Source organism: Xenorhabdus miraniensis (assembly GCF_002632615.1).
Map to the genome: position 1 here is coordinate 204,646 of NZ_NITZ01000001.1, position 22,127 is coordinate 226,772.

Below are 22,127 nucleotides of genomic sequence, written 5' to 3' on the forward strand. Positions count from 1 at the left end.
ATAAAATAGATCATTTTGATTAGATATACATATAATACTAAACACAGTCCCAAATTTACCAACCAACTGCAATACCAGCGCCCAAGACCGCACCTTCTGCATTATTCCAGCTTGTAGAAGCTTTAATATTCACATTTTCTGTGAGCTTGGCCTGAGCACCAACCGCAACCGCACTACCATCGTGATATTGCCCTAAGCCCACACCAACACTAAAGCGATTCGTATTGCTGAAAGGAATATTGCTCATTGCCGCAACACTAGCAATCCCAGCATTTGCCCTTTTCTCTACGCGATTAATTTTGTTATCTAATTGACGAACACTCTGACGCATTTCTGATTCTAATGCGGTAAAGCGTTTTTCAGAATGGGCATGGTAATTGTCCGTCCTGTTGCTTAAGTCCTGAGTATATTTATATAGTTCTCTAGTTTTATCTTCTACTTCCTGTATCTCTTTTTTACTACCTTTCTCAACAGCATTAATTTTTGCATTTAGTCCTTTTATCACTTTTTGATTAAGTTTATTCTCCTCCTCAACAATATCGTTTACAGCGCTTACTTTTCCTGCTGCACTAATGATCTTTTCAGCATTCGCTTTCGCACCGTTGACAGTACTTACCTTGTTTTCGGCGGCAATCACCTTATCTGCATTCACTTCCGCCCCGTTGACGGCATTCACCTTGCCTTCGGCTGCAATCACCTTATCCGCATTGGCTCCCGCCCCGTTGACAGCATTCACCTTACTTTCGGCAGCAATCACCTTATCTGCATTCACTTCCGCCCCGTTGACGGCATTCACCTTGCCTTCGGCTGCAATCACCTTATCCGCATTGGCTCCCGCCCCGTTGACGGCATTCACCTTGCTTTCGGCAGCAATCACCTTATCCGCACTCGCTTCCACCCCGTTGACGGCATTCACCTTGCCTTCGGCAGCAATCACCTTATCCGCATTCGCTTCCGCCCCGTTGACGGCATTCACCTTGCCTTCGGCAGCAATCACCTTATCCGCATTCGCTTCCGCCCCGTTGACGGCATTCACCTTGCCTTCGGCAGCAATCACCTTATCCGCATTCGCTTCCGCCCCGTTGACGGCATTCACCTTGCCTTCGGCAGCAATCACCTTATCCGCATTCGCTTCCGCCCCGTTGACGGCATTCACCTTGCCTTCGGCAGCAATCACCTTATCCGCATTCGCTTCCGCCCCGTTGACGGCATTCACCTTGCCTTCGGCAGCAATCACCTTATCCGCATTGGCTCCCGCCCCGTTGACGGCATTCACCTTGCCTTCGGCAGCAATCACCTTATCCGCATTGGCTTTCGCTCCGTTGACGGCATTCACCTTGCCTTCGGCAGCAATCACCTTATCCGCATTCGCTTTCGCCCCGTTGACGGCATTCACCTTGCTTTCGGCAGCAATCACCTTATCCGCATTCGCTTTCGCCCCGTTGACGGCATTCACCTTGCCTTCGGCAGCAATCACCTTATCCGCATTGGCTTTAGCACCATTGACGGCATTCACCTTGACTTCGGCATCAATAATCTTTTGAGCATCTGGTACTGCATTAGTGATATTCGCGATTTTTCCCAGTGCATCATTGATTTCTTTTACTGCATCCCCTGCCTGACTCAGGCTTCCCATATCTTGTTTTAACTCATTGATGACACTGTTTTTAACATCAATAAATCGCTGATCAAGCTGCTTTTTATTAATGGCATCGTTCGGATTCTGACCATCAGCGATATTAACTAATCGTAATTGAGTTTGGTTATCACCAAATGACACGACGCTACTGTCATTTGAGCTAAAAGTGGTATTTCCCACATAATATGAATTTGTAAGTGGTGAATTTACATTAGAGAAAAAGAAAGTGTTTTTATCAACATGTCGTTTAATCTGTCCAAAAGTAGCCGCATCTTGATCGTTTGTACCATCAGCAATATTCGTTAACTGTTTATTCTTGCTAGCATCTTCGCTATTTCCAAATGAAACTGAATTTTTCCTATCAGTTTTAGCATCTTTCCCGATTGCAATTGCATTAGTATGCTGAGACATTGCTGACGAGCCTAAGGCAATACCATATTGTTTTTCAACAATTGCACTTTCCCCTATAGCAAAAGCATGACTTACACCAGCAATTTTTGATTTCTTACCTATAGCTATAGACGATTCGCCACCTCTACCAATTTCACCTCCTGCCAAAGCGACAGAATATGTTGAATCAGAACCAATCTTTGCTTGCCCTATAGCCAAAGAACCACTACTTGAGGATCCAATTTTACTGTTACCCGTTGCGAAAGAATAATAATTTGACTTCTCAATATTACTATTGCCCGCTGCGAAAGAACCAGGACTTGTGCGCTCAATTGTACTCTCGCCCGCTGCGAAAGAAACACCACTCTCTCTCCCAATCTGACTCTTACCCGTTGCGAAAGAAGTCATGCTCATATGCCCAATACTACTCTTGTTCATAGCAACAGAGTGATGAGAGCCACTATCAATAGATCCCGATTCCATAGCAATGCTCATTTGGGTACGATTAACTTTTGAGCTACTATCCTCATAAGAAGCGTAAGAAGACTGCACAGATACAACACTAATTAAAGTCAATAAAATCTTTCTCATTGTTTCACCATAATAAAAACAGATAAATTTTTTATCAAAACGATCAATTACCCAGTAAATAAAAAACACACGTAAATTCAAGTGAATGTTAATTATAGTCTTGCAAAAAATATCTTTTACATTTATAAAAAATAAACACAGCGACTATTTTCGTGGATTGGCAATCAGTACCTATATAGAAACTGATATTTAAGCAAGAAGTTAAGATAATTAAATTTATCAATTTCTTGAAAAGAAGATGAGAGAGTAAATATTAAATGAAAATGAAATGCAATATTTTTCAGCCATAGGAAATAAATATACCAGAATAGGCCTATCATTATACATTATCTGCCATCACTAACTCCCTGATTTTACCAGCCATTAATAATACTTCTAAGATTAATCCGATAACACACTTGAAGTTAACAATTAGACTCACCATTATATCTTGAATTTATTTTCCTCATAATTTATGACAAGCGTGTTTATTAAAAAACAATCTACAAACCAATTAATAAAGTTATTTATTTTAAATAAGAATTTCAAAACACAATAACATCACTATTTATTATCAGTTTATCTCTTACCTCATTTACGTATATCGCCAACTCACCCTTAAGTTCTAAGCTATAACTTTATTGTATATAACGATATCCTTTTCTTGCCATATCATCATTAAAACAACCTTATAAAAAATAAACATATTTTTAATATCAATCTATTAGGAAGATTCTATGACCCCAGATTGGCTCAGTTTAGCGCTGGATTCCCTGTGGCCGATGCTGTACGCCGGCCTGACATTCACCATTCCCCTCACGCTGATTACTTTCGCACTTGGGATCTCGTTGGGATTCATCGTTGCTTTAATCAGGCTATACGGCCCTAAGCCACTGGTTGCTATAGCCCGGTTTTATGTCTGGTTAATCCGTGGCACCCCTTTATTGGTACAACTGTTTTTGATCTTCTACGCTCTGCCCAGCGTGGGTATTACCCTGGAAGCCTTCACTTCTGCCGTTATCGGCTTTACCCTGAATGTTGGCGCCTATACCTCAGAAGTGATCCGCGCAGCATTGGTTTCGGTTCCTAAAGGGCAATGGGAAGCCTCTCACTCTATTGGCATGAGTTGGTGGCAATCACTGCGTCGGATTGTTTTGCCACAAGCAGCACGGGTTTCCATTCCTCCCCTGTCCAATACCTTTATTTCACTGGTAAAAGATACTTCTCTGGCTTCGGTTATTACCGTGCCTGAAATGTTTCTGGCGGCACAGCGCATTGCTGCCGTTACCTATCAGCCGCTCATTTTGTACACCGAAGCCGCCATTCTCTATCTACTCTTAAGCTCAGTGCTGTCAGCACTGCAAGTCCGGTTGGAAAAGAAATTCGCCCAACAAAGCAGCAGCCATAATAAGGAAGCCAAAGATGATTCAGCTCACCAACATTGAGAAAAATTTCGACGGGCAAAAGGTGCTGAAAAATATTAGCCTGACCATTAAAGAAGGCAGCCTGACAGCGCTTATCGGCCCTTCCGGTAGTGGGAAAAGTACCTTGCTGCGTTGTATTAATCTGTTGGAGATCCCACAGGCCGGTAAGCTGGAAATTGGCAAGGAGCAGATTGCCTTTAACGGTAAGGAAAAACTGCCACACCGTGAAATCCAGCGTTTTAGCCTGCAAACTGGCATGGTATTCCAGAACTTCCAGCTTTTCCCTCATCTGACGGTGATTGAAAATATTATGGAAGGGCTGATTTGGGTACAAAAATGGCCCCGCGAACGCGCCAGAGAACGGGCTATGGAGCTGTTGAAAAAAGTCGGTCTGTCCCACAAGGCCGATGTCTGGCCGAACACCCTATCGGGGGGCCAGCAACAGCGCGTGGCAATCGCCAGAGCAATGGCGCCTTCCCCCAAAGTGCTACTGTGTGATGAGCCAACTTCAGCGCTTGACCCTGAATTATCCAAAGAAGTGGTCTCGGTTCTGAAACAATTGGCGGGAGAAGGCACCACCATGTTAATGGCAACGCACGATTTGCGTCTGGCCGCCAATCTTGCCCATGATGTGGTCTTTCTGGAATCCGGCGAGATTATTGAATCTGGCCCGGCAAAAACCATTTTCACCCGCCCCAGTAAGGTGCGCACTGTCGAGTTTATTTCAACCCTGACAGAAACCTTACCGGATTGGGAAATATAGCGAGCAGTCACGTTTAACATCAGCAACATTATGTATTCGGAGAAACGCAATGAAAAAAATTTTGAGTCTGTTATTGGCGGGCGCGACTGCCCTTGCTATTTCTGCCCCCGGCTATGCAGGCAAAGATTTTGATGCCATAAAAGCCTCTGGCGTCTTTAAGATTGGTACGGAAGGCACTTACCCTCCTTTTACCTATCACGATGCCAGCAACAAATTAACTGGCTTTGACGTGGACATCGCACGGGAAATTGCCCTGCGTTTGAATGTGAAACCTGAATTTATGGAAGTTAAATGGGATGGTTTGATCGCAGGGTTGGATGCCAAACGTTTTGATGCCGTTATCAACCAAGTCGGTATTACACCAGAACGAGCAGCGAAATACAGTTTCTCCATTCCTTACACAACCTCTCAGGTCGTGTTGATCACCCGTAATAACAATGGTGATATAAAAACCTTCGCAGATATTAAAGGAAAACGCTCCGCCCAATCACTGACCAGTAACTACGGGCAACTGGCAACCTCTTACGGCGCAAATTTAGTCAGTACAGATGGTTTTAACCAAGCCATTGATTTGGTCGTCACCGGACGTGCTGATGCCACATTGAATGATCGTCTGTCATTCCTCGATTTTAAAAAACAGCGTCCTAATGCACCGGTAAAAATTGTCGCCCAACAAGCCGACGCAAGCAAATCCGCCGTTTTACTGCGTAAAGGAGATGCTGAATTGGCAGAGGCTGTTAATAAAGCTCTGCAAAAGATGAAAGACGACGGCACATATGCCCGTATCTCCAAGAGATATTTTGGCGTGGATATTTCTGAGTAATTTTTCTTTGGTTAATAAGATGGCGGTATTTTTATAAGGCCGCCTTATTCACATTTCAATCTTCTACTCCTCTGGATATTCATTCCCTCTATGACAAAAACCTAATCCTATTTAATTAGGTTTGTTGGAAAAATAAACTCCGGGAACCAAGATCATTTCCTTAATAAAAAACATGAATTTCATTTAAGTTACCTGTATTATTAATGAAACTTTTTCAACAAAGGAAATAGGGATGATATTCATTTTATTAATGATCATTAAATTTTCTACCTTTTTTGTAATATTTTCGGTAGTTAATTACTTTTTCATTTTAGGCAGAAAGTTTAAAAAAACCTTATTATCATCATTATTGGTTTCTATTATTTTTATTTTAGTTGAAATTTCCTCTCCAGTATTGCTTTACGGTTTTATGTATCTATCTGAGTTCGTATATAATGTCATAAATTAAACATTCAGCCTTCTGAACGTCTGTATTATGTCGTGCATTGAATGCACGACAATAACAACCTGATATTATTTATCAATCATTTGAAATACGATAAGTATAATGGTTATGGATGTATTAGTCAGTGTATAATTCTTTATTAACAACAAGTAATATATTTAAACACACTAAAAACATTTAACCAATCGCTATAAAAATTTATTATCCAGCTTATTCTCACTAAAACCAAAAACACTAACAAAGGAAATTCATAGATAACCCATTAATGCGTGGAGAAAAGGATAATCAAAAAATAACACCTAATCAGTAAATAATTTACCCTGAAAAAAAGATAAGGAAAATAAATAATGCTATTTGACATGACCATTGCTTATCGTAAATCTAATGCACTGTTTGCTTTTGTGGAAAGTAAAGCACCACTCTATTTAAGCACCCAAGATGGCAAAACGGTGGAACAACTTGCTCAACTATGTCAAGTTTCTCAAGATAGATTCCATCGGCTATTGAATTATATGCAATCGCTTAAGGTGTTAACAAAAAAAGATGATAAATTTTACCTTACTGAGCAATGTTCATCACTAAGTGATCCAAACAGCCTTGAAACATTACATATCAAATTCGAATTAAGTCCAACCTGCTGGGGCGCTTGGTCGAAATACGGTGCATCCTTAAGTGAAATGAATAGCAAATCTGCTTTTGAACTTAACCATCACGAGAAACTTTTTGATTATTTCAGTCATGAGCATAATAAAACGCTAAAAACTACTTTTGATAAATTAATGTCAAGAGTAACTGATATAATGAATGAACATATTATTGAGCATATACCCCTAAATGGTATTTCTTCAATCATTGATATAGGGGGAGGACAAGGTTCTTTAGCACAAAATATAAAAATGCACTATCCACATATCCAATGTCACGTCATGGATCAGTATGATTTTACCAGACAAGAATCAGAAGGGATCACTTTCATCAATGGCGATTTCTTTTCCACTATTCCATCAGGATATGATGCTTACTGCATAAAAAATGTTTTGCATAATTGGCCAGATAATCAGGCCATTGATATTCTCAAAACTTGCCATAAAGCAATGAATGAAGATTCCGTTCTATATGTCATCGATATGATTAAAGAGCAGGATGATGAAAATGCAGAGTCATTTGATTTATATATGGATACCCTTTTATCAGGTAAAGAACGGTATCAATCAGAGTTTGAATCTATGGTAAAACAAGCTGGATTCTCTACCACAAATACATACAACTTGAATTTTTCCCTAACAGGCAGTAACCAGTACCTTATTGAAATAAAAAAATAAATTATCAATAACCCGAATTCTGGCTAAATAACACAACAAAAGAATCTGCATATGGGACCGTAGTCCCATATTTACTACAAATCCAGCACTAACCGTTTCCCTTTCGCTCGGGAACAACAAATCAGCATTGATGTCTGACTCTTTTTTTCCTCATCGCTAAGATATTGGTCACGGTGGTCTGCTTCACCCTCTAAGATCATTGTTTCACAAGTACCGCATGCCCCTTCACGGCATAAACTTTCAACCGATGCGGCCTTATTTCTTTCAATGATTTGTAAGATAGTTGATTCGCTATCCACTTCCAATTCAACGCCAGATTTAGCCAGAACAACTGTAAACGCATTACCCGTTTTATCTTCAATCGCAAATTGTTCAAAATGCAATTGCTGATCAGGGAAACCAACCTTTTGTGCCGCTTGTCTTACCCCCTCATGTAATGAGTGTGAACCGCATGTATAAACATGGCTTCCTTCTGCTAATTGAGAAATAAGTGTATCGAGTTCAAGACGAGAACCCATGGATGAAATATGACAAATGACTTTATCCTTAGACCTTGATGCCATTAACTCTTGTGTAAAAGCAGGTTCGCTGGCATTCCGGTAGCAATAATGCAGTTCATACTCAGCATTTTGTTGTTCCAGTTCATGCAAATGGGACATAAAAGGCGTTATCCCAATCCCACCCGCTATCAATATGTGTTTTTTGGCCCCGGGCGCTAATGCAAATAAATTATTCGGCTCAGAAACAATGAGTTTATTTCCAATGGCGACTTTTTCATGTATAAATGCTGAGCCACCACGAGAATACGCTTCTCGCTTAACCGCAATTTGATAACGTTGTTCATCAAAAGGGGAATTTAACAGAGAATAAGCATTATTATAATGGTTATCACCATCCTGCATCTGCACAAAGATATGACTTCCGCTGGTAAAAGAAGGTAACCGTGTGTTTTCATCCGGTATTAACGTAAATCGTTTAATCGTGGGCGTAATAGTTTCAATATCACTGACAATAACAGCAATTTTCTGATAAGTAGACATAAGTGATTCTCAATTATTCATTAAAAACCCTGACAGAGATATTTCAGTTCCAAATAATCTTCAATACCGTGGCTCGAACCCTCACGCCCTAAACCAGATTGTTTTACGCCGCCAAAGGGAGCAACTTCATTAGAAATAAGGCCGGTATTAATACCTACCATGCCAGATTCTAATTTCTCTGAAACCCGCCAAATGCGTTGTGGACTTTCAGTATAAAAATAGGCAGCAAGCCCATAAATAGTATTATTAGCAGATTCTATAACGCTATCTTCATCATCAAAAATAACCAAGGGTGCAATAGGGCCAAATATTTCTTCTTCTAATAGCAGGCTATTTCCGGCAACGTTACCGAGTACTGTTGGCATAAAGAAATTGTCACCTACAGCATGACGTTGACCACCAAATAATAAATCCGCCCCTTTATTTAACGCATCATCTAAAAGAGATTGAACTTTATCCGCCGATTTCGCGTTAATCAGTGGCCCTATTTGTGTTCCTTGCTCAAAACCATTACCGACTTTAAGTTTTTGCACTTCTTCAACAAAACGCTGGCTGAATGTCGGATAAATAGCCTGGTGAATATAAAAACGATTCACACAAACACAAGTTTGTCCTGCATTACGAAATTTCGCGGCAATCGCACCTTCTACCGCTTTTTCAACATCAGCATCATCAAAGACAATAAAGGGCGCATTTCCGCCTAATTCCAAAGATACTTTTTTGATACTGTCTGAGCATTGGCGCATTAATAAACGTCCTACTTCCGTTGAACCCGTAAAACTCAGCTTGCGCACACGATCATCTGTGGTAAATGTTTCACCAATAATGCGTGAATGCCCCGTGAGAATATTGATCACTCCCGCAGGAATACCCGCCTGAATCGCTAACGCCACCAGTGCCAATGCCGTAAATGGCGTCTCATTCGCGGGCTTTATGACCATGGTACAACCTGCCGCAAGGGCAGGTGCAGCTTTGCGGGTCACCATTGCCGCAGGGAAATTCCAAGGCGTAATAGCTGCGCAAACGCCAATCCCTTGTTTAATCACCATCAGGCGCTTATCCACCGTTGGCGAAGGAATAATTTCCCCGTTTGTACGCTTTCCCTGTTCTGCGAACCACTCGATAAAAGAAGCGGCATAGACGATTTCACCTTCAGCTTCTGCCAGCGGTTTTCCCTGTTCTAACGTCATGATTTCTGCAAGCTGCTTTTTATTCTCACTGACTAAACGAAACCAATTTTGTAATAACCGGGCACGCTGGTGACCCGTTAATGTCCGCCATTCCGGCAAGGCATCATGCGCAGCCTGAATGGCTTTTCTTGCTTCACTCGCTGCCATATTAGGTATTTTCCCTATGGTTTTTCCTGTTGCAGGATCGGTGACATCCAATGTCTCTTTATTGTCCGCATCACACCATTGCCCGCTGATATAAGCCTGCTGGCGAAAAAAAGGATTATCTAAGATATTCACTTAATGACCTCACTGATTAAACCCATGCCATGACTGCCTTTACCCAACGCCACTTTATTCATGGTAAGTTTGGGCAATAAGGTTGTGGAAATAAGCAATACCGTGCTCACTAACTCCACTTCCGGTGCTATCCGCCATGATGCGCCCCTGACCAGGATAACCACGGGATTTAAGCCCTTTTTGCACGCTTTCAACCAAACGCAAATCTTCAGGGCGAAAAACGTCGCGATACCATTCAATCAACGATTTCTGTTCTTGAGTCAATTCTTCATTAGTAAAGTAAATATCGTAATGTTGCAGTGTTGTTTCTGCATCTATGGGGAATTCATATATCACCGTCATCATGCCTTTAATTGGCGTCACGTTGTACATGGTACAAGGCCATAACCAAAAGCCATGAAATGAAGATTCGCCTTCAAATTTGAAAGATTGATCAGAGGGAATCGCATAGCCAAATTGCAATGACCATTTCTCATACATGGTATGCCAATAGCGATCAACCTGAACGGAGGTTGAAAAACCGGGATGAGCCGGGCCACAGTGATAACATTCCAGATAGTTATCAACAATGCTTTTCCAGTTCGCGGGAGTGACTGTGATAAAACGATCTGCCAGCTTTAGCTCATAAACCTCCGGGCAAGCTTCCAATACCTTAGCGCTTAACCCCGGTAATTGCTCCTCAACTGTGCCAGCATTCATGTCCATATTAATAAAAACAAAACCGGCGTACTCTTCCAATTTTACCGGGGTTAATTGCACTAAATCTTTATCGAAATTAGCCACATTCTCGCAGTTACGGGCATGTGCCAAGGTTCCGTCGAGCTTGAATGTCCAGGCATGATAAGGACAAGTGATGACATTTTTTGCCTTACCTTCACCTGTTAATAACTGGTGCCCACGGTGAGGACAAACGTTAAAGAATGCACGCAATACGTTGTCGCGCCCACGAACAATCACAATGCTCTCGCCAATAATTTCACGCGTAACATAATCATTAGGATTGGCAAGCTCACTGCTGTGTGCAACACAGATCCAACTCTTGGCAAAAATCGCCTCTTTCTCATAATCAAACACGTTCTGAGAAGTATAGAAACGCGCTGGCATGGTGTACGCTTCTGTTGGGATTGCACAAAAATTTTTGGGCAGAGTGAAATCCTGGTGTTGAATGCTCATATCAATTCCTTAATTTTCTTTGTCCCCTTCATTTTTCAAATTGCTTCTCGAAATCTGTCAGGGTGTGTCGTTAAATTACATGTATTGTTTACTTATATTGTTTACATATATTGATCACATATTGCGTTTAATCATTTAATGAAATAGACGTTGTTGATGAAGCCATGACTGGCGAGGATGCTTTTTTCTCTATAGGTATCATGGAGGTTGATGCAATAACGGGTTCTTGCTGGTTCGGGCTATCAATAAGATGCGCAGGAATGTGTGCATAATCTTGTTTTATCCAGCGAATAAAACCATATGTCTTAATCAGAAGAATCACTAAAAAAGGCAGTGCAGTAAGCACTACGGTGGTTTTCATTGTCTCTAAAGAAGCTTGCGTAAAGAGGATTGAAAGTGGGATTAGCGTAATCACTACGCACCAGAAAAGGCGTAAATTCCGGCTGGGATCCTGACCTTCACTTAAATTGCGCGTGCTGGTTGCCGCCATAGTGTAAGCAACCGCATCCATATGCGAGGCCAAGAAAATAATCATGATAAACAGATAAGCAGCAAGGAAAAATTGGCCTAATGGCAAGGCATTCAATAGTTGGTGAACCGCCGTTTCACCCCCCAACGTATTCAATATTTCAGGTACATTAATAACGTCGGTAATAAATTGATGTACTGCATAGCTTTCCAACACACCAAAGAAGAACCAGCAACCAAACGTACTGCCTAATAACAACGCCCAAATCACTTCTTTAATTTTGCGCCCATGAGAAACCCGGGTCACAAACATGGCAACACCGGGAGTATAAGAGATCCACCATAACCAATAAAATACAGTCCAACTACGTGTAAATTGACCATCTCCCATTGGATCGGTAAATAAACTCATTTGCAAAAAATTCTGCGTTGTTAAGCCAATTGTATTAATAATATTATTAATAATAAATTCCGTTGGCCCCACAATCAGGACAAGTACAGCAAAACCAAATGCCCCCCATCCCACCATTTGGCTTAAACGCCGCATACCATTATCAATGCCAATATAAGAACTTAAACAAAAAATCAGTGCAGCCAATAATGTAATTACAGCTTGAACAATAAAGTTATTAGGCATCCCTGTTAGTGAAGAAAGTCCGCCACTTAATGTAGCCGCAGTCACAACTAAAGAAATCGTTAACGCCCCGACAGTAGCAATTAAAAATATCATGTCAATAAGGCGGCCCCAAAAACCATGGGGGTTAATATTGATTATAGCGGAAATAATCCCCGATAAGCTCAACCCTTTATTTTTTCTGACATGGAAATGATAAGCCATTATCAGTGAAGCCAGTGCATAAGTTGCCCAGGCACTGATTCCCCAATGGAAAAAAGAGAAACTGATGCTGTACTCCAATGCTTTAGGGGTTTGAGGCATAATATTCAAACCGGGAGTTTGATAGTAATATGCCCATTCCATTACCCCCCAGTATAAGGTCGATGAACCAAGCCCTGCGCAAATAAACATAAATAACCAGGACACCGTGTTATATTCAGGCTTTCCTTCTCCTAATCGAACATTGCCATATTTACTTATCGCTAAATACAAAACAAACACTAAAGCAGCAAGTACTAATATTTGGATAATTGATCCAAGTAAACGCGTCAGCCCATTAAAAATTGCGTTAGCAATAACACTCGTTTTTTCAGGAAATAAACTAAGCGATACCGCTATTACAATAATACAAGCAAGACTTATTGCAATTAAGGAAATGTCTTTTTTTGTGTTGCTGAACATGAAACCTCCGTTTCGTCACTTTGTGCGCATCCTCCATCATTCATAGGGATAGAGTTCCATTGAATATAAAATTCACTTGGTATTGCGACAAAATGCCTATTATCGTTGTTATGATTATCGGGTATAGACACGACAAAAGGAAAACGTTCAATAAGCGGGAACGACACTTATTGCCTCTTTTGGTTAAAAACTAAAATATATTGTTGATACACAATTTAAACAATAAGCCGGACAGTAAATAGATAAAACACACATCGTAAATAATATATTGTGAGATACGTTGAAAATCAGAAGAATAATAGTCATGACTGCCAACATAAACACAAGTGAATCGTCATAAAAAAACCACACCCTAAAAAAGAGTGTGGTTTTTATAAGGAAAAAAGAATAATTAAACTATTTTTTAATGAGTTAAATGATTAACAATAGCTTCCCCGACCTGTTGCGTCGATGCTTTACCTTTCATATCTGGTGTAACGATCCCTTCTGTTATCACCGCTTCAATAGCAGATAAAATATCGTCATGGGCATCCTGATAACGCGTATCGCCTTCATCTAAGGCGTCTTTCCCCAAAAACTGTAACATCATTGCGCCAGCCCAAATCATTGCGATTGGATTGGCAATATTTTTGCCATAAATATCGGGGGCTGACCCATGAACAGGTTCAAATAAAGAAGGAAAATTCCTTTCCGGATTCAGATTCGCAGAAGGTGAAAGCCCGATTGTTCCGGTACAGGCAGGCCCTAAATCAGAAAGAATATCGCCAAACAAATTGGAAGCAACAACGACATCAAATCGCTCTGGATTTAACACAAACCGGGCACAAAGAATATCAATATGCTGCTTATCCCATTTTACGCCGGGATACTGTTTTGCCATCTCTTCGACCCGCTCGTCCCAATAAGGCATGCTAATCGCTAATCCGTTTGATTTAGTAGCAGATGTTAATAACTTACGGGGACGGCTTTGCGCTAATTCAAACGCATATTTCAAGATACGGTCAACCCCACGACGGGTAAAAACCGACTCTTGGATCACCACTTCATGTTCTGTGCCTTCATGAAGGCGACCACCAATCGTAGAATATTCCCCTTCCGTATTCTCTCTGACCACATAAAAATCGATATCTTCCGGTTTTTTATTCGCCAGAGGGCAAGGCACTCCCGGTAAGAGGCGTACAGGACGCAAATTGACATATTGCTGAAATTCACGTCGAAATTTAAGCAGTGAACCCCAAAGCGAGATGTGATCAGGCACCGTTTCAGGCCAACCAACAGCACCAAAATAGATAGCGTCAAACCCCATAAGCTGCTTAAACCAATCGTCGGGCATCATTGTGCCGTGCTGAAGATAATAATCACAGCTTGCCCATGCAAAATGCTCAAACGATAAACAGATATCCCACTTTTCAGCGACAGCCTGCAATACTCGAATGCCTTCCGGAAGAACCTCATGACCAATGCCATCTCCCGGAATTGCAGCAATTTTAAACAGTTTTTTCATTAGATATCTCTCATTTATCAGGATACTAAATTGACTTTCCGGCTATCTTATAATTGACTGATTTGCATTCAATCTGAAAAATGTAGAAACATAATTTACGCTTTATGAACAATTTACCTATTTTACAGGATCTGCGTGTTTTCCTTTTAGTCGCCAAAAGGGCCAGTTTTGTCGCCGCAGCCGAAGAAATTGGGGCATCTCCGGCCTTTATCAGTAAACGCATTGCAATATTAGAAAACATATTGAATGTCACCCTATTGCACAGAACAACACGTCGCGTCTCAATTACGGAAGACGGCGAACGCATATACGAATGGGCGCAACGTATTCTCAATGATGTTCACCAGATGCTTGATGAACTTTCTGAACTTCGGCAAGAACCGCAAGGGACAATCAGGATCGTCAGTAGCTTCGGTTTTGGGCGGCAATTTGTTGCGCCTGCTTTATCAGCACTTATTCATGCCTATCCACAACTAGAACTGCGATTTGATGTAGAAGATCGCATTATCGATTTAGTCACTGAAGGCATTGATTTGGATATCCGGGTTGGTGATGATATTGATAATAATTTTATCGCGCGCAAGCTTGCGTCTAACCACCGAATTCTTTGTGCATCACCGGCTTATCTCGCGCGTAACCCGATGCCAAAATCACTGAATGACCTCCCTTCTCACTCCTGTCTGGTGATCAAGGAGAGAGATCACCCCTTCGGAATTTGGCAATTGCAAAACAGTACGGGTTCTCAATCAGTGAAAGTCACCGGGTCTATGTCATCCAATCATGGTGAAATTATTCATCAGTGGTGCCTTGATGGTCATGGCATTACTTTACGTTCTTATTGGGATGTCAGAGAAAGCATCAAATCAGGGGCATTAGTCCATATCCTGCCTGAATATTATCAATCAGCAAATATCTGGGCGGTTTATGTCACACGTTTAGCCATGTCTGCTCGTGTCAGAGTGACAATCGAATTTCTGGAACGTTATTTTCAACTGCATTATTCAGAGCAAATTGAGGTTAAATCGGATGAGGGCTTGTGGAAGAACCGCAAACTCTGATCGTTTCATGTCAAAACTCTCACGAATAGATTTAACATCAGGTATAGCATGGCGGCGGACATGCTCAGGCTTAGGTTGAAATTCACCATTTTCGATGTGATTAATACTTTTGATTTATATTATCTTGCCGCCTTCTCCACCTTTGCCACCTTCTCCACCTTTGCCACCTTCTCCGCCTTTACCCCCTTCTCCGCCTTTACCCCCTTCTCCGCCTTTACCCCCTTCTCCGCCTTTACCGCCTTCTCCACCTTTACCGCCTTTACCACCAAAAAACCGCCCATTGGTTCCATTAGCTCCATTGGCTCCATTGGCTCCATTGGCTCCATTGGCTCCATTGGCTCCATTGGCTCCACTAGTTAAAAGGATCACGTTATCCTGAAATGACAATGAGGTTGGAGAGCTTTGTGCATAAGGAATAGATATCGCGAATATTGTTGAGAAGAGTGATGTTACGATTAACAATTTTTTTTTGTTCATATGTTAATTCCTTAAAAATTATTTTACGAAGACAACAAATAAATAACCTCAGTTATTTGAGCCATGCTAACAATTTCCATTCACTCTCCGTTATTTATTATTTATATTGTTTATCGTTTGTTTATATTTTGTTTAATTAACTTTTTATCCTCTTCTTTTAGGAGTTTTGCGCCAATTCTAGTGAAAAGTTTAATAAAGTTAAAATCAGATAAAAATTTCACATTATTATAATTTAATTATCATTATGGCTCTTCGTCATTATTCGTCATTACCCAGCAAATAGATCAATATTAACAACGAATTTATAAAACCAAGCCAATTGGTGTGAAAAGAAAATTTGGTATTTAAGCAAGTTACTTGGTTAATTATTAACTAGACTAATATATTTCATAATGTATTATTTACCTCCCTATCAATAAAAATAGAAAGATAAAAAAATGACAACAAAAAACGCACACAACTACGTTATTCGCCCCATCACCCAACAAGACAACACAGGCATTGCCGCTGTTATCCGTGAGGTATCCGCCGAACATGGCTTAACCGCAGACAAAGGTTTTGCCGTTGCTGATCCGATTCTGGATACACTGTATGAAGTTTACAATCAGCCGCGCAGCGCTTACTGGGTTGTTGAAATGGATGGCGAAGTTGTTGGCGGCGGCGGTGTTGCTCCGCTGGCCGGAGGTGACAGTGATACCTGCGAATTACAAAAAATGTACCTTTCATCGGTACTACGGGGAAAAGGAGTTGCTAAGCAAATCGTGAAGCAATCACTCGAATTCGGTACAGAGCAAGGTTTTAAACGCTGTTATCTGGAAACGACGGAGAATTTAAAAGCGGCCATTGCTTTATATGAAAAACTGGGTTTCAGCTATCTTGATGAGCCACTTGGCAATACAGGCCACAGCGACTGTGAAGTCAGGATGCTCAAGGCACTATGACGATTATCCCCCAAGAAATCAGCCCCACTAAGCAAGTGGGGCATTCGGCGGTCACGCTATCTTCAAAAGATCTTAATGCAGTCTGGGTTCATCTTCCTCTGGGGGAAAGAGATCACCTTCGTCATCTTCATCATCCGGCGCGTTGGGATCTTCAAAGTACGTTCCCCAACCATCGTAATTTACACCTATCTTTTCAGCCAGATCCATCAGTTGCTCCACCTGTGCATCGATCAGTTCGGCTTCCAGACGACTTTCGCTGATCACATCGCAACACATCAAAATCACACGATCTTCTGTTTCCAGCTCTTCTGCATCGGTAACTTCATAACCTAGCTTAAATGCTTCCAGAGCGGCCTTCTCCAGTTGATCGAAGTTTTCTGCCGAAAAGTGGTGTTCAATAATATAAAGCGCTTCAGGATCACTGCCATCTTCCAATAATTCTTCGATGATCAAACGAGTCTCTTCACGCTGTTCTTCTAAAGCATGTGGGTCTGCCATGCCAATCCCCTCCGTCAGTTGGCTGTCATGTTTTGCATTCTCCCATCTTTTCTTTACAAAGGATATATCTATCCAATTTTGTTCCGGGAGAAGTACAAACCGCTATCGACTGATCCATAACCAGTCTTAATACTGTCGCTCTCGCAAGCACAAAAAACGAAACTTGCAATCGGATTTTTTATCGAGCTATAGTGAATATAAATTCAATATTGCACTGATGGAGACAATGCAGAATGAACCCATTTTTTCAACGCTCGTTCCTAAGAATTCTTGATATTACCCCTACAGAAGTTAATACTCTTTTAACATTGGCTCATGAATTAAAAACGAATAAAAAATCAGGAGTGGAATCGCCTTTACTCAAGGGAAAAAACATTGCTCTTATTTTTGAAAAAGACTCCACCCGTACACGCTGTGCATTTGAAGTCGCAGCCTATGATCAAGGTGCCAATGTTACCTATTTAGGCTCAAATGGCAGCCAGATCGGGCACAAAGAATCCATCAGGGACACCGCACGAGTGCTTGGGCGCCTGTATGACGGCATCCAATACCGTGGTTACGGTCAGCACATTGTCGAAACGTTAGCGCAATACGCAGGTGTTCCGGTTTGGAATGGCCTAACGGATGAATTCCACCCGACCCAACTGCTGGCGGATTTAATGACCATGCAGGAGCACAGCCAAAAACCGCTATCTGCAATCAAATTTGCTTATTTGGGTGATGCCCGCAATAACATGGGTAACACCATGCTGGAAGCTGCGGCATTGACGGGGATGGATCTCCGCTTAGTCGCGCCCAAAGCCTGCTGGCCTGATGCCAATTTGGTTGCAGAATGCCAAAAACACGCAGAGAAAACTGGTGGTCAGATCACTCTAACAGAAGATATTACACAAGGCGTAAAAGAAGCTGATTTTCTGTATACCGATGTTTGGGTCTCAATGGGTGAGCCAAAGTCAGTCTGGCGGGAGCGCATTGCATTATTAAAGCCTTATCAGGTCAATATGGACGTTGTGAAAATGACGGGGAACCCAGAAGTAAAATTTCTGCACTGCCTTCCGGCCTTTCACGATGAAGAGACGGCGCTTGGTAAACAACTGGCGGAAGAATTTGGTTTATATGGCGGCCTGGAAGTGACCAACGAAGTCTTTGAGTCAAAACACAGTATTGTGTTTGATCAGGCTGAAAACCGGATGCACACCATTAAGGCGGTGATGGTGGCGACGTTGGTGGAAAAGCTGAATGGGTAATTGGGGCTTATGCGGTGTAATTGAGCACCGCTTTCTCGTTTCTTATAATAATTTATTATAACGATGACGCGAGCTGATAAAAGTGGAAAAAACTTTTCAAATGCCCATTGCCATCCTGAGCCCTCTCAATCAATTCATCCAAATAATATTTTTCTATTACTCCTTGAGGATTTTTCTTTGTATATCTGATGCCACGAACAGATAACATAGCTTTAAGATAGTCTCCATGATAAGCAGAATCACTAAATGAGAAATCATCCGGTTTTCTCATCAATTCAGGATCATTATCTTTTACATTAAAATGGTAAAAATAATCGGAGAACTCCGCATGTAATTGATTATGGGAAATCATACTCTTATTCCCAAGGGCCCATGTTTCTATACATGGATTTTGAAAAATTATTTCAACAGAACAAGCTCCTATATCAATACTTGTTTCTTTTATTCTATCAAGGATAAATTTCTTCCTTTCCTCTAAGTCACAAAAATCAGAATCCAGTACAACCCAGAAAGCATCGAATTTTTTATATTGATTTATATCTAACAAGCTATTTTTCAACATATTATCTAACATATGGGGATACCCTTGCCCACTAATCAAATAATAGTTGTTATCCTTTAATTGGGATAGACTTTCAATTCTCCTTATTGAAGGAGCTAAATGTTCTAACCAAGCGGGGTAAACCTTTCGCTCCGTTTGCTTACCCTCCACTAAAATATAAATATTCATCTTCTTGTTCCTTCTAAATATATATCAAGGTTAATCAATTTAGTAAATGCCTCATGATTAGACTCATGTAAATTAAAATCCTCCGCATTATTTGATGATATCATTGCGGCATTTCTTGATATAATTTTCCAATTTTCCAGAGGAATATTATTGATAATATAAGGATGATGACTTGTCAGGATAAATTGTAAACCCTTCCCTGTTTCCATAAGAATATCAGTAATATCATTGATACAGTTCACACCAAAACCATTCTCAAACTCATCAATAAGAAATACGGTACCTTCTGGGCTTAAATAGATATAAGCTATTTGTATTAACGCCTTTAGCATTCCAGATGACATTTCGTGTTGAGAAATCCATTCTTCAATGCCTTTTTCTTTAATTTTCAATTTAATTAGAGTAATATTATGTGATGGTACAATATCTTCTTTTTCAATTAAAATATCTTCAACCAGTGGAAATATTTCTTCATATCTATTTTTTATAGAACAAAAAAGTTTTTGATTTTTCTTCTGACATAAATAGAGCTTATAATAAATATTATTTACTATTGTAGCCTTAACATCATTAACATTTTCCATATCCTTAAGTAAAGGAATAGATTTAATTCTATCATCAATCGTTTCTATTGCTACTATTTTTCTGAAGTTTTCTCTAATAATTCCAATGTCATCTTCTTCACGTAATAAGCTAACCACACTTTCATTCTGAGATAACTTAACTATTGAAGTACCATTATAAATTATCCCCTCTCTATTTCTTTTAATCACCTCCTTATTATCTATAATCAGACTTTCTTTAACAATAGATGCTTTTTCTCTTTCTTCTTTGTAAGAGAAGAGATTATCTATATCATCATAGATCCGATCAAATTCTCCAGACCAAATATACTTATTTTCATTAATTTCAAATTCAACCGCCCAACTAAAACCACTAATACCTTCTCCATTTGCAATACGGGTTAATTTATTCAGCGCTGATAATATTTGCGTCTTACCAACTCCAGATGCACCGACTAACAAAGTTAAACTATCAAAGTTTATCTTTTCAATTTTTAGATTTTTGTAACATGATGCTAATGATAGTATTTTCATATCGCGCTCTCTTCATTTTAGAGAAAATAGTTTCTCTTTTATTATTTAACATCCTTATTTTACTTATACATATAATATTTTCAATGAGTTATAAGTAACACTACAAATTTAACAACTTGTGATAAAAATATCTCACAGAAATGACTGTGATAGTCATAAATTAGCATATATATAGCTTTAGCTCTATATCTTGATCGGTTCTGTCAGTGCCAATTTATCAATCAGCTTACGCTCCCAATCAGTTCTTCACAAAATTTTTTCATGAAGCTCCCCCTGCAACACAGGATGAGCTTATGCAGATTATTTCTTACCATCCTGAACAGATTCAGGCCGTCTCCTGTTCCCACAGGATCGGCACTTAACCAGCGAGAGAGTCACGACTGATAATAACGGTAGCCATAATAATATAGCCCTGTCACATCCCGCTCTTTGCCTGAATATCGGATGGCCTTGTAGCTTGCAATTCCCCTCTCATAGTTCAGATCAGTTATTGTCTTGTACAGTGACTATGGATGTTTTGTAATGAACCTGAAGGGATTTATTTGTCATAATTAGGACTCTCATTAAGAAATAACGGGATGTGTTGATAATTTTCTGAGAATTGAGATCACTGCACTGAATTTCGTCCCCTGATTGAGAGCATCATTGCACGCACTTTTGATAATAATTTTTGAATATAAATGTATCCAATTCACTTGATAATGCAGGATTCAAGTGAATCAGATATAAAGGCAGATATTAATCAGCATCTTCAAGATGTAAAAACATGCTGTCAATATTTCTCATCACAGAAAATTTAGCAAGACACCCGAAATTATCAATGATATTGATACGGCCTCCTAGATTATCTTCGTCACGTTTATAGTGAAATTTATCACAACATCCAACAGTAGCCCTGATAAACTGGTTACCACTTATGATTGGTATAGGCCAGTCACCATAGGGTAAACCTGCTGCTGCCATCGTATCTTCAATTCTGCAATCCTCCTTAATTATATCCATCTCTAACACAGTACCGGATTGTATTTGGTTATTGGATGTCCTTTTATAAACGGTTATTCCCAACCATGTATCTTGATGTCCTATTAGTTCCTGCTTCTTTATTGTTAATGAGTAGGGTAATATCCAACAAAGTATATAAACCCTTACGTAATACCCTTCTTCAAATTCATGATTTGCAATGAGATTAGATTTTAATCGAAGATCAGATCTATAGATTCTATACGGTTTATGTGGAGTGACTGTCAGAATATTTAAATACTTCTGCATATTGGTTGTGTATTTATTTCCATCTATAGTTACCACAACCATAAATTCCATACTCTTATAATTTTTCGTATTCGTCCGCAAATAACGATAAATAGTTTCTTTTTTATCTTCATCCTCTAACATAATTGAATTTACTGTGCTATCTATATTTTTCTTATCATCCAAAAGCCCTTCATCGTACTCATTTTTGATTTTATCACATGACCAATCTGGATAGAGAGGCACATTCGGATCCGTACTGCGGGCAGTCATTGTCACACTCTCTTTCTCTTCATCAGTTAAAGGCGTATTTACTCCATCCACTTGTTTTATAATACGAATGGCTACCCTAACTTGATGATTTCCATTGGCATAAAGCTTATCTGTCGCTTTGGTATTCCCATCAACAAAATAGGCTTCAAAAGAAAATAAAGAAACAGTCATTTGACCACCTCCCTTTTTATGCCATGTGTATGCCTCAACGGACGGGGTTTGTTACGCTTT

General features: G+C 40.2%; 19 protein-coding genes and 1 pseudogene. 8 read left to right on the top strand and 12 right to left on the bottom strand.

What is annotated here, in order from left to right; genetic code table 11:
* Window positions 1-55: 55 nt before the first annotated feature.
* A complete protein-coding gene (locus Xmir_RS33035) occupies window positions 56-331 on the bottom strand; it encodes a YadA C-terminal domain-containing protein (protein ID WP_099112772.1) in 276 nt (91 codons plus the stop codon).
* Between the two features lie 241 nt (window positions 332-572).
* Between Xmir_RS33035 and Xmir_RS33040 the strand changes: the two genes are divergently transcribed.
* The 5 genes from Xmir_RS33040 (at window position 573) to Xmir_RS00885 (ending at window position 7,376) form a co-directional block, all read left to right on the top strand.
* The gene (locus Xmir_RS33040) at window positions 573-1,544 is read left to right on the top strand and encodes a leucine-rich repeat protein (protein WP_099112773.1); all 972 of its coding nucleotides are present in this window, start codon (window positions 573-575) and stop codon (window positions 1,542-1,544) included.
* 1,792 nt (window positions 1,545-3,336) lie between these two features.
* Window positions 3,337-4,044: an amino acid ABC transporter permease gene (locus Xmir_RS00865; RefSeq protein WP_099112610.1), complete on the top strand. Its 708-nt coding sequence runs from the start codon at window positions 3,337-3,339 to the stop codon at window positions 4,042-4,044.
* Window positions 4,022-4,786 (top strand): amino acid ABC transporter ATP-binding protein, encoded by a 765-nt coding sequence (locus Xmir_RS00870; protein WP_099112611.1) that lies wholly within the window; start codon window positions 4,022-4,024, stop codon window positions 4,784-4,786. The genes Xmir_RS00865 and Xmir_RS00870 overlap by 23 nt, the downstream gene beginning before the upstream one ends.
* Window positions 4,787-4,835: 49 nt before the next feature.
* Window positions 4,836-5,609 carry an amino acid ABC transporter substrate-binding protein gene (locus Xmir_RS00875; protein WP_208620369.1) on the top strand — a complete coding sequence of 258 codons (774 nt, stop codon included), beginning with the start codon at window positions 4,836-4,838 and terminating at the stop codon, window positions 5,607-5,609.
* A 792-nt stretch (window positions 5,610-6,401) separates the two neighbouring features.
* Complete coding sequence (locus Xmir_RS00885) at window positions 6,402-7,376, top strand: methyltransferase (RefSeq protein WP_099112614.1); 975 nt, start codon at window positions 6,402-6,404, stop codon at window positions 7,374-7,376.
* Between the two features lie 74 nt (window positions 7,377-7,450).
* On the opposite strand, the gene Xmir_RS00890 is transcribed toward Xmir_RS00885, so the two are convergent.
* The 5 genes from Xmir_RS00890 to Xmir_RS00910 all read right to left on the bottom strand — a co-directional run bounded on the left by Xmir_RS00890 (window position 7,451) and on the right by Xmir_RS00910 (window position 14,327).
* A complete protein-coding gene (locus Xmir_RS00890; RefSeq protein WP_099112615.1) occupies window positions 7,451-8,416 on the bottom strand; it encodes a PDR/VanB family oxidoreductase in 966 nt (321 codons plus the stop codon).
* A gap of 20 nt (window positions 8,417-8,436) precedes the next feature.
* Complete coding sequence (locus tag Xmir_RS00895) at window positions 8,437-9,885, bottom strand: NAD-dependent succinate-semialdehyde dehydrogenase (protein WP_099112616.1); 1,449 nt, start codon at window positions 9,883-9,885, stop codon at window positions 8,437-8,439.
* Between the two features lie 54 nt (window positions 9,886-9,939).
* Complete coding sequence (locus tag Xmir_RS00900; protein WP_099112617.1) at window positions 9,940-11,058, bottom strand: aromatic ring-hydroxylating oxygenase subunit alpha; 1,119 nt, start codon at window positions 11,056-11,058, stop codon at window positions 9,940-9,942.
* 127 nt (window positions 11,059-11,185) lie between these two features.
* Complete coding sequence (locus tag Xmir_RS00905) at window positions 11,186-12,823, bottom strand: BCCT family transporter (protein ID WP_099112618.1); 1,638 nt, start codon at window positions 12,821-12,823, stop codon at window positions 11,186-11,188.
* A 403-nt stretch (window positions 12,824-13,226) separates the two neighbouring features.
* Complete coding sequence (locus tag Xmir_RS00910; RefSeq protein WP_099112619.1) at window positions 13,227-14,327, bottom strand: tartrate dehydrogenase; 1,101 nt, start codon at window positions 14,325-14,327, stop codon at window positions 13,227-13,229.
* 104 nt (window positions 14,328-14,431) lie between these two features.
* Between Xmir_RS00910 and Xmir_RS00915 the strand changes: the two genes are divergently transcribed.
* Window positions 14,432-15,385 carry a LysR substrate-binding domain-containing protein gene (locus Xmir_RS00915; RefSeq protein ID WP_099112620.1) on the top strand — a complete coding sequence of 318 codons (954 nt, stop codon included), beginning with the start codon at window positions 14,432-14,434 and terminating at the stop codon, window positions 15,383-15,385.
* Window positions 15,386-15,499: 114 nt separating this feature from the next.
* On the opposite strand, the gene Xmir_RS26090 is transcribed toward Xmir_RS00915, so the two are convergent.
* Window positions 15,500-15,862, bottom strand: a complete 363-nt coding sequence (locus Xmir_RS26090) for a hypothetical protein (protein ID WP_208620370.1) — start codon at window positions 15,860-15,862, stop codon at window positions 15,500-15,502.
* A 437-nt stretch (window positions 15,863-16,299) separates the two neighbouring features.
* On the opposite strand from Xmir_RS26090, the gene Xmir_RS00925 reads away from it, so the two are divergent.
* Entirely contained in the window at window positions 16,300-16,803 is a 504-nt protein-coding gene (locus Xmir_RS00925; RefSeq protein WP_099112621.1) for a GNAT family N-acetyltransferase, read from the top strand.
* A gap of 72 nt (window positions 16,804-16,875) precedes the next feature.
* On the opposite strand, the gene rraB is transcribed toward Xmir_RS00925, so the two are convergent.
* Window positions 16,876-17,301 (bottom strand): ribonuclease E inhibitor RraB, encoded by a 426-nt coding sequence (rraB, locus tag Xmir_RS00930; protein WP_099112622.1) that lies wholly within the window; start codon window positions 17,299-17,301, stop codon window positions 16,876-16,878.
* A gap of 233 nt (window positions 17,302-17,534) precedes the next feature.
* Between rraB and argF the strand changes: the two genes are divergently transcribed.
* On the top strand, window positions 17,535-18,548 hold the full coding sequence (argF, locus tag Xmir_RS00935; RefSeq protein WP_099112623.1) for an ornithine carbamoyltransferase: 1,014 nt from the start codon (window positions 17,535-17,537) through the stop codon (window positions 18,546-18,548).
* A 55-nt stretch (window positions 18,549-18,603) separates the two neighbouring features.
* Here argF and Xmir_RS00940 read toward each other — a convergent pair whose 3' ends face one another.
* The 4 genes and pseudogenes from Xmir_RS00940 to Xmir_RS00955 form a co-directional block, all read right to left on the bottom strand.
* Window positions 18,604-19,278 (bottom strand): RloB domain-containing protein, encoded by a 675-nt coding sequence (locus Xmir_RS00940; protein WP_099112624.1) that lies wholly within the window; start codon window positions 19,276-19,278, stop codon window positions 18,604-18,606.
* Window positions 19,275-20,375, bottom strand: coding sequence for an AAA family ATPase (locus tag Xmir_RS00945; protein ID WP_099112625.1), 1,101 nt, complete (start codon window positions 20,373-20,375; stop codon window positions 19,275-19,277). The genes Xmir_RS00940 and Xmir_RS00945 overlap by 4 nt, the downstream gene beginning before the upstream one ends.
* 299 nt (window positions 20,376-20,674) lie before the next feature.
* Window positions 20,675-20,836 (bottom strand): annotated as a pseudogene (locus Xmir_RS27790) (RHS repeat-associated core domain-containing protein); the annotation flags it as partial.
* 277 nt (window positions 20,837-21,113) lie between these two features.
* Window positions 21,114-22,067 (bottom strand): hypothetical protein, encoded by a 954-nt coding sequence (locus tag Xmir_RS00955; protein WP_099112626.1) that lies wholly within the window; start codon window positions 22,065-22,067, stop codon window positions 21,114-21,116.
* Between the last annotated feature and the right edge of the window lie 60 nt (window positions 22,068-22,127).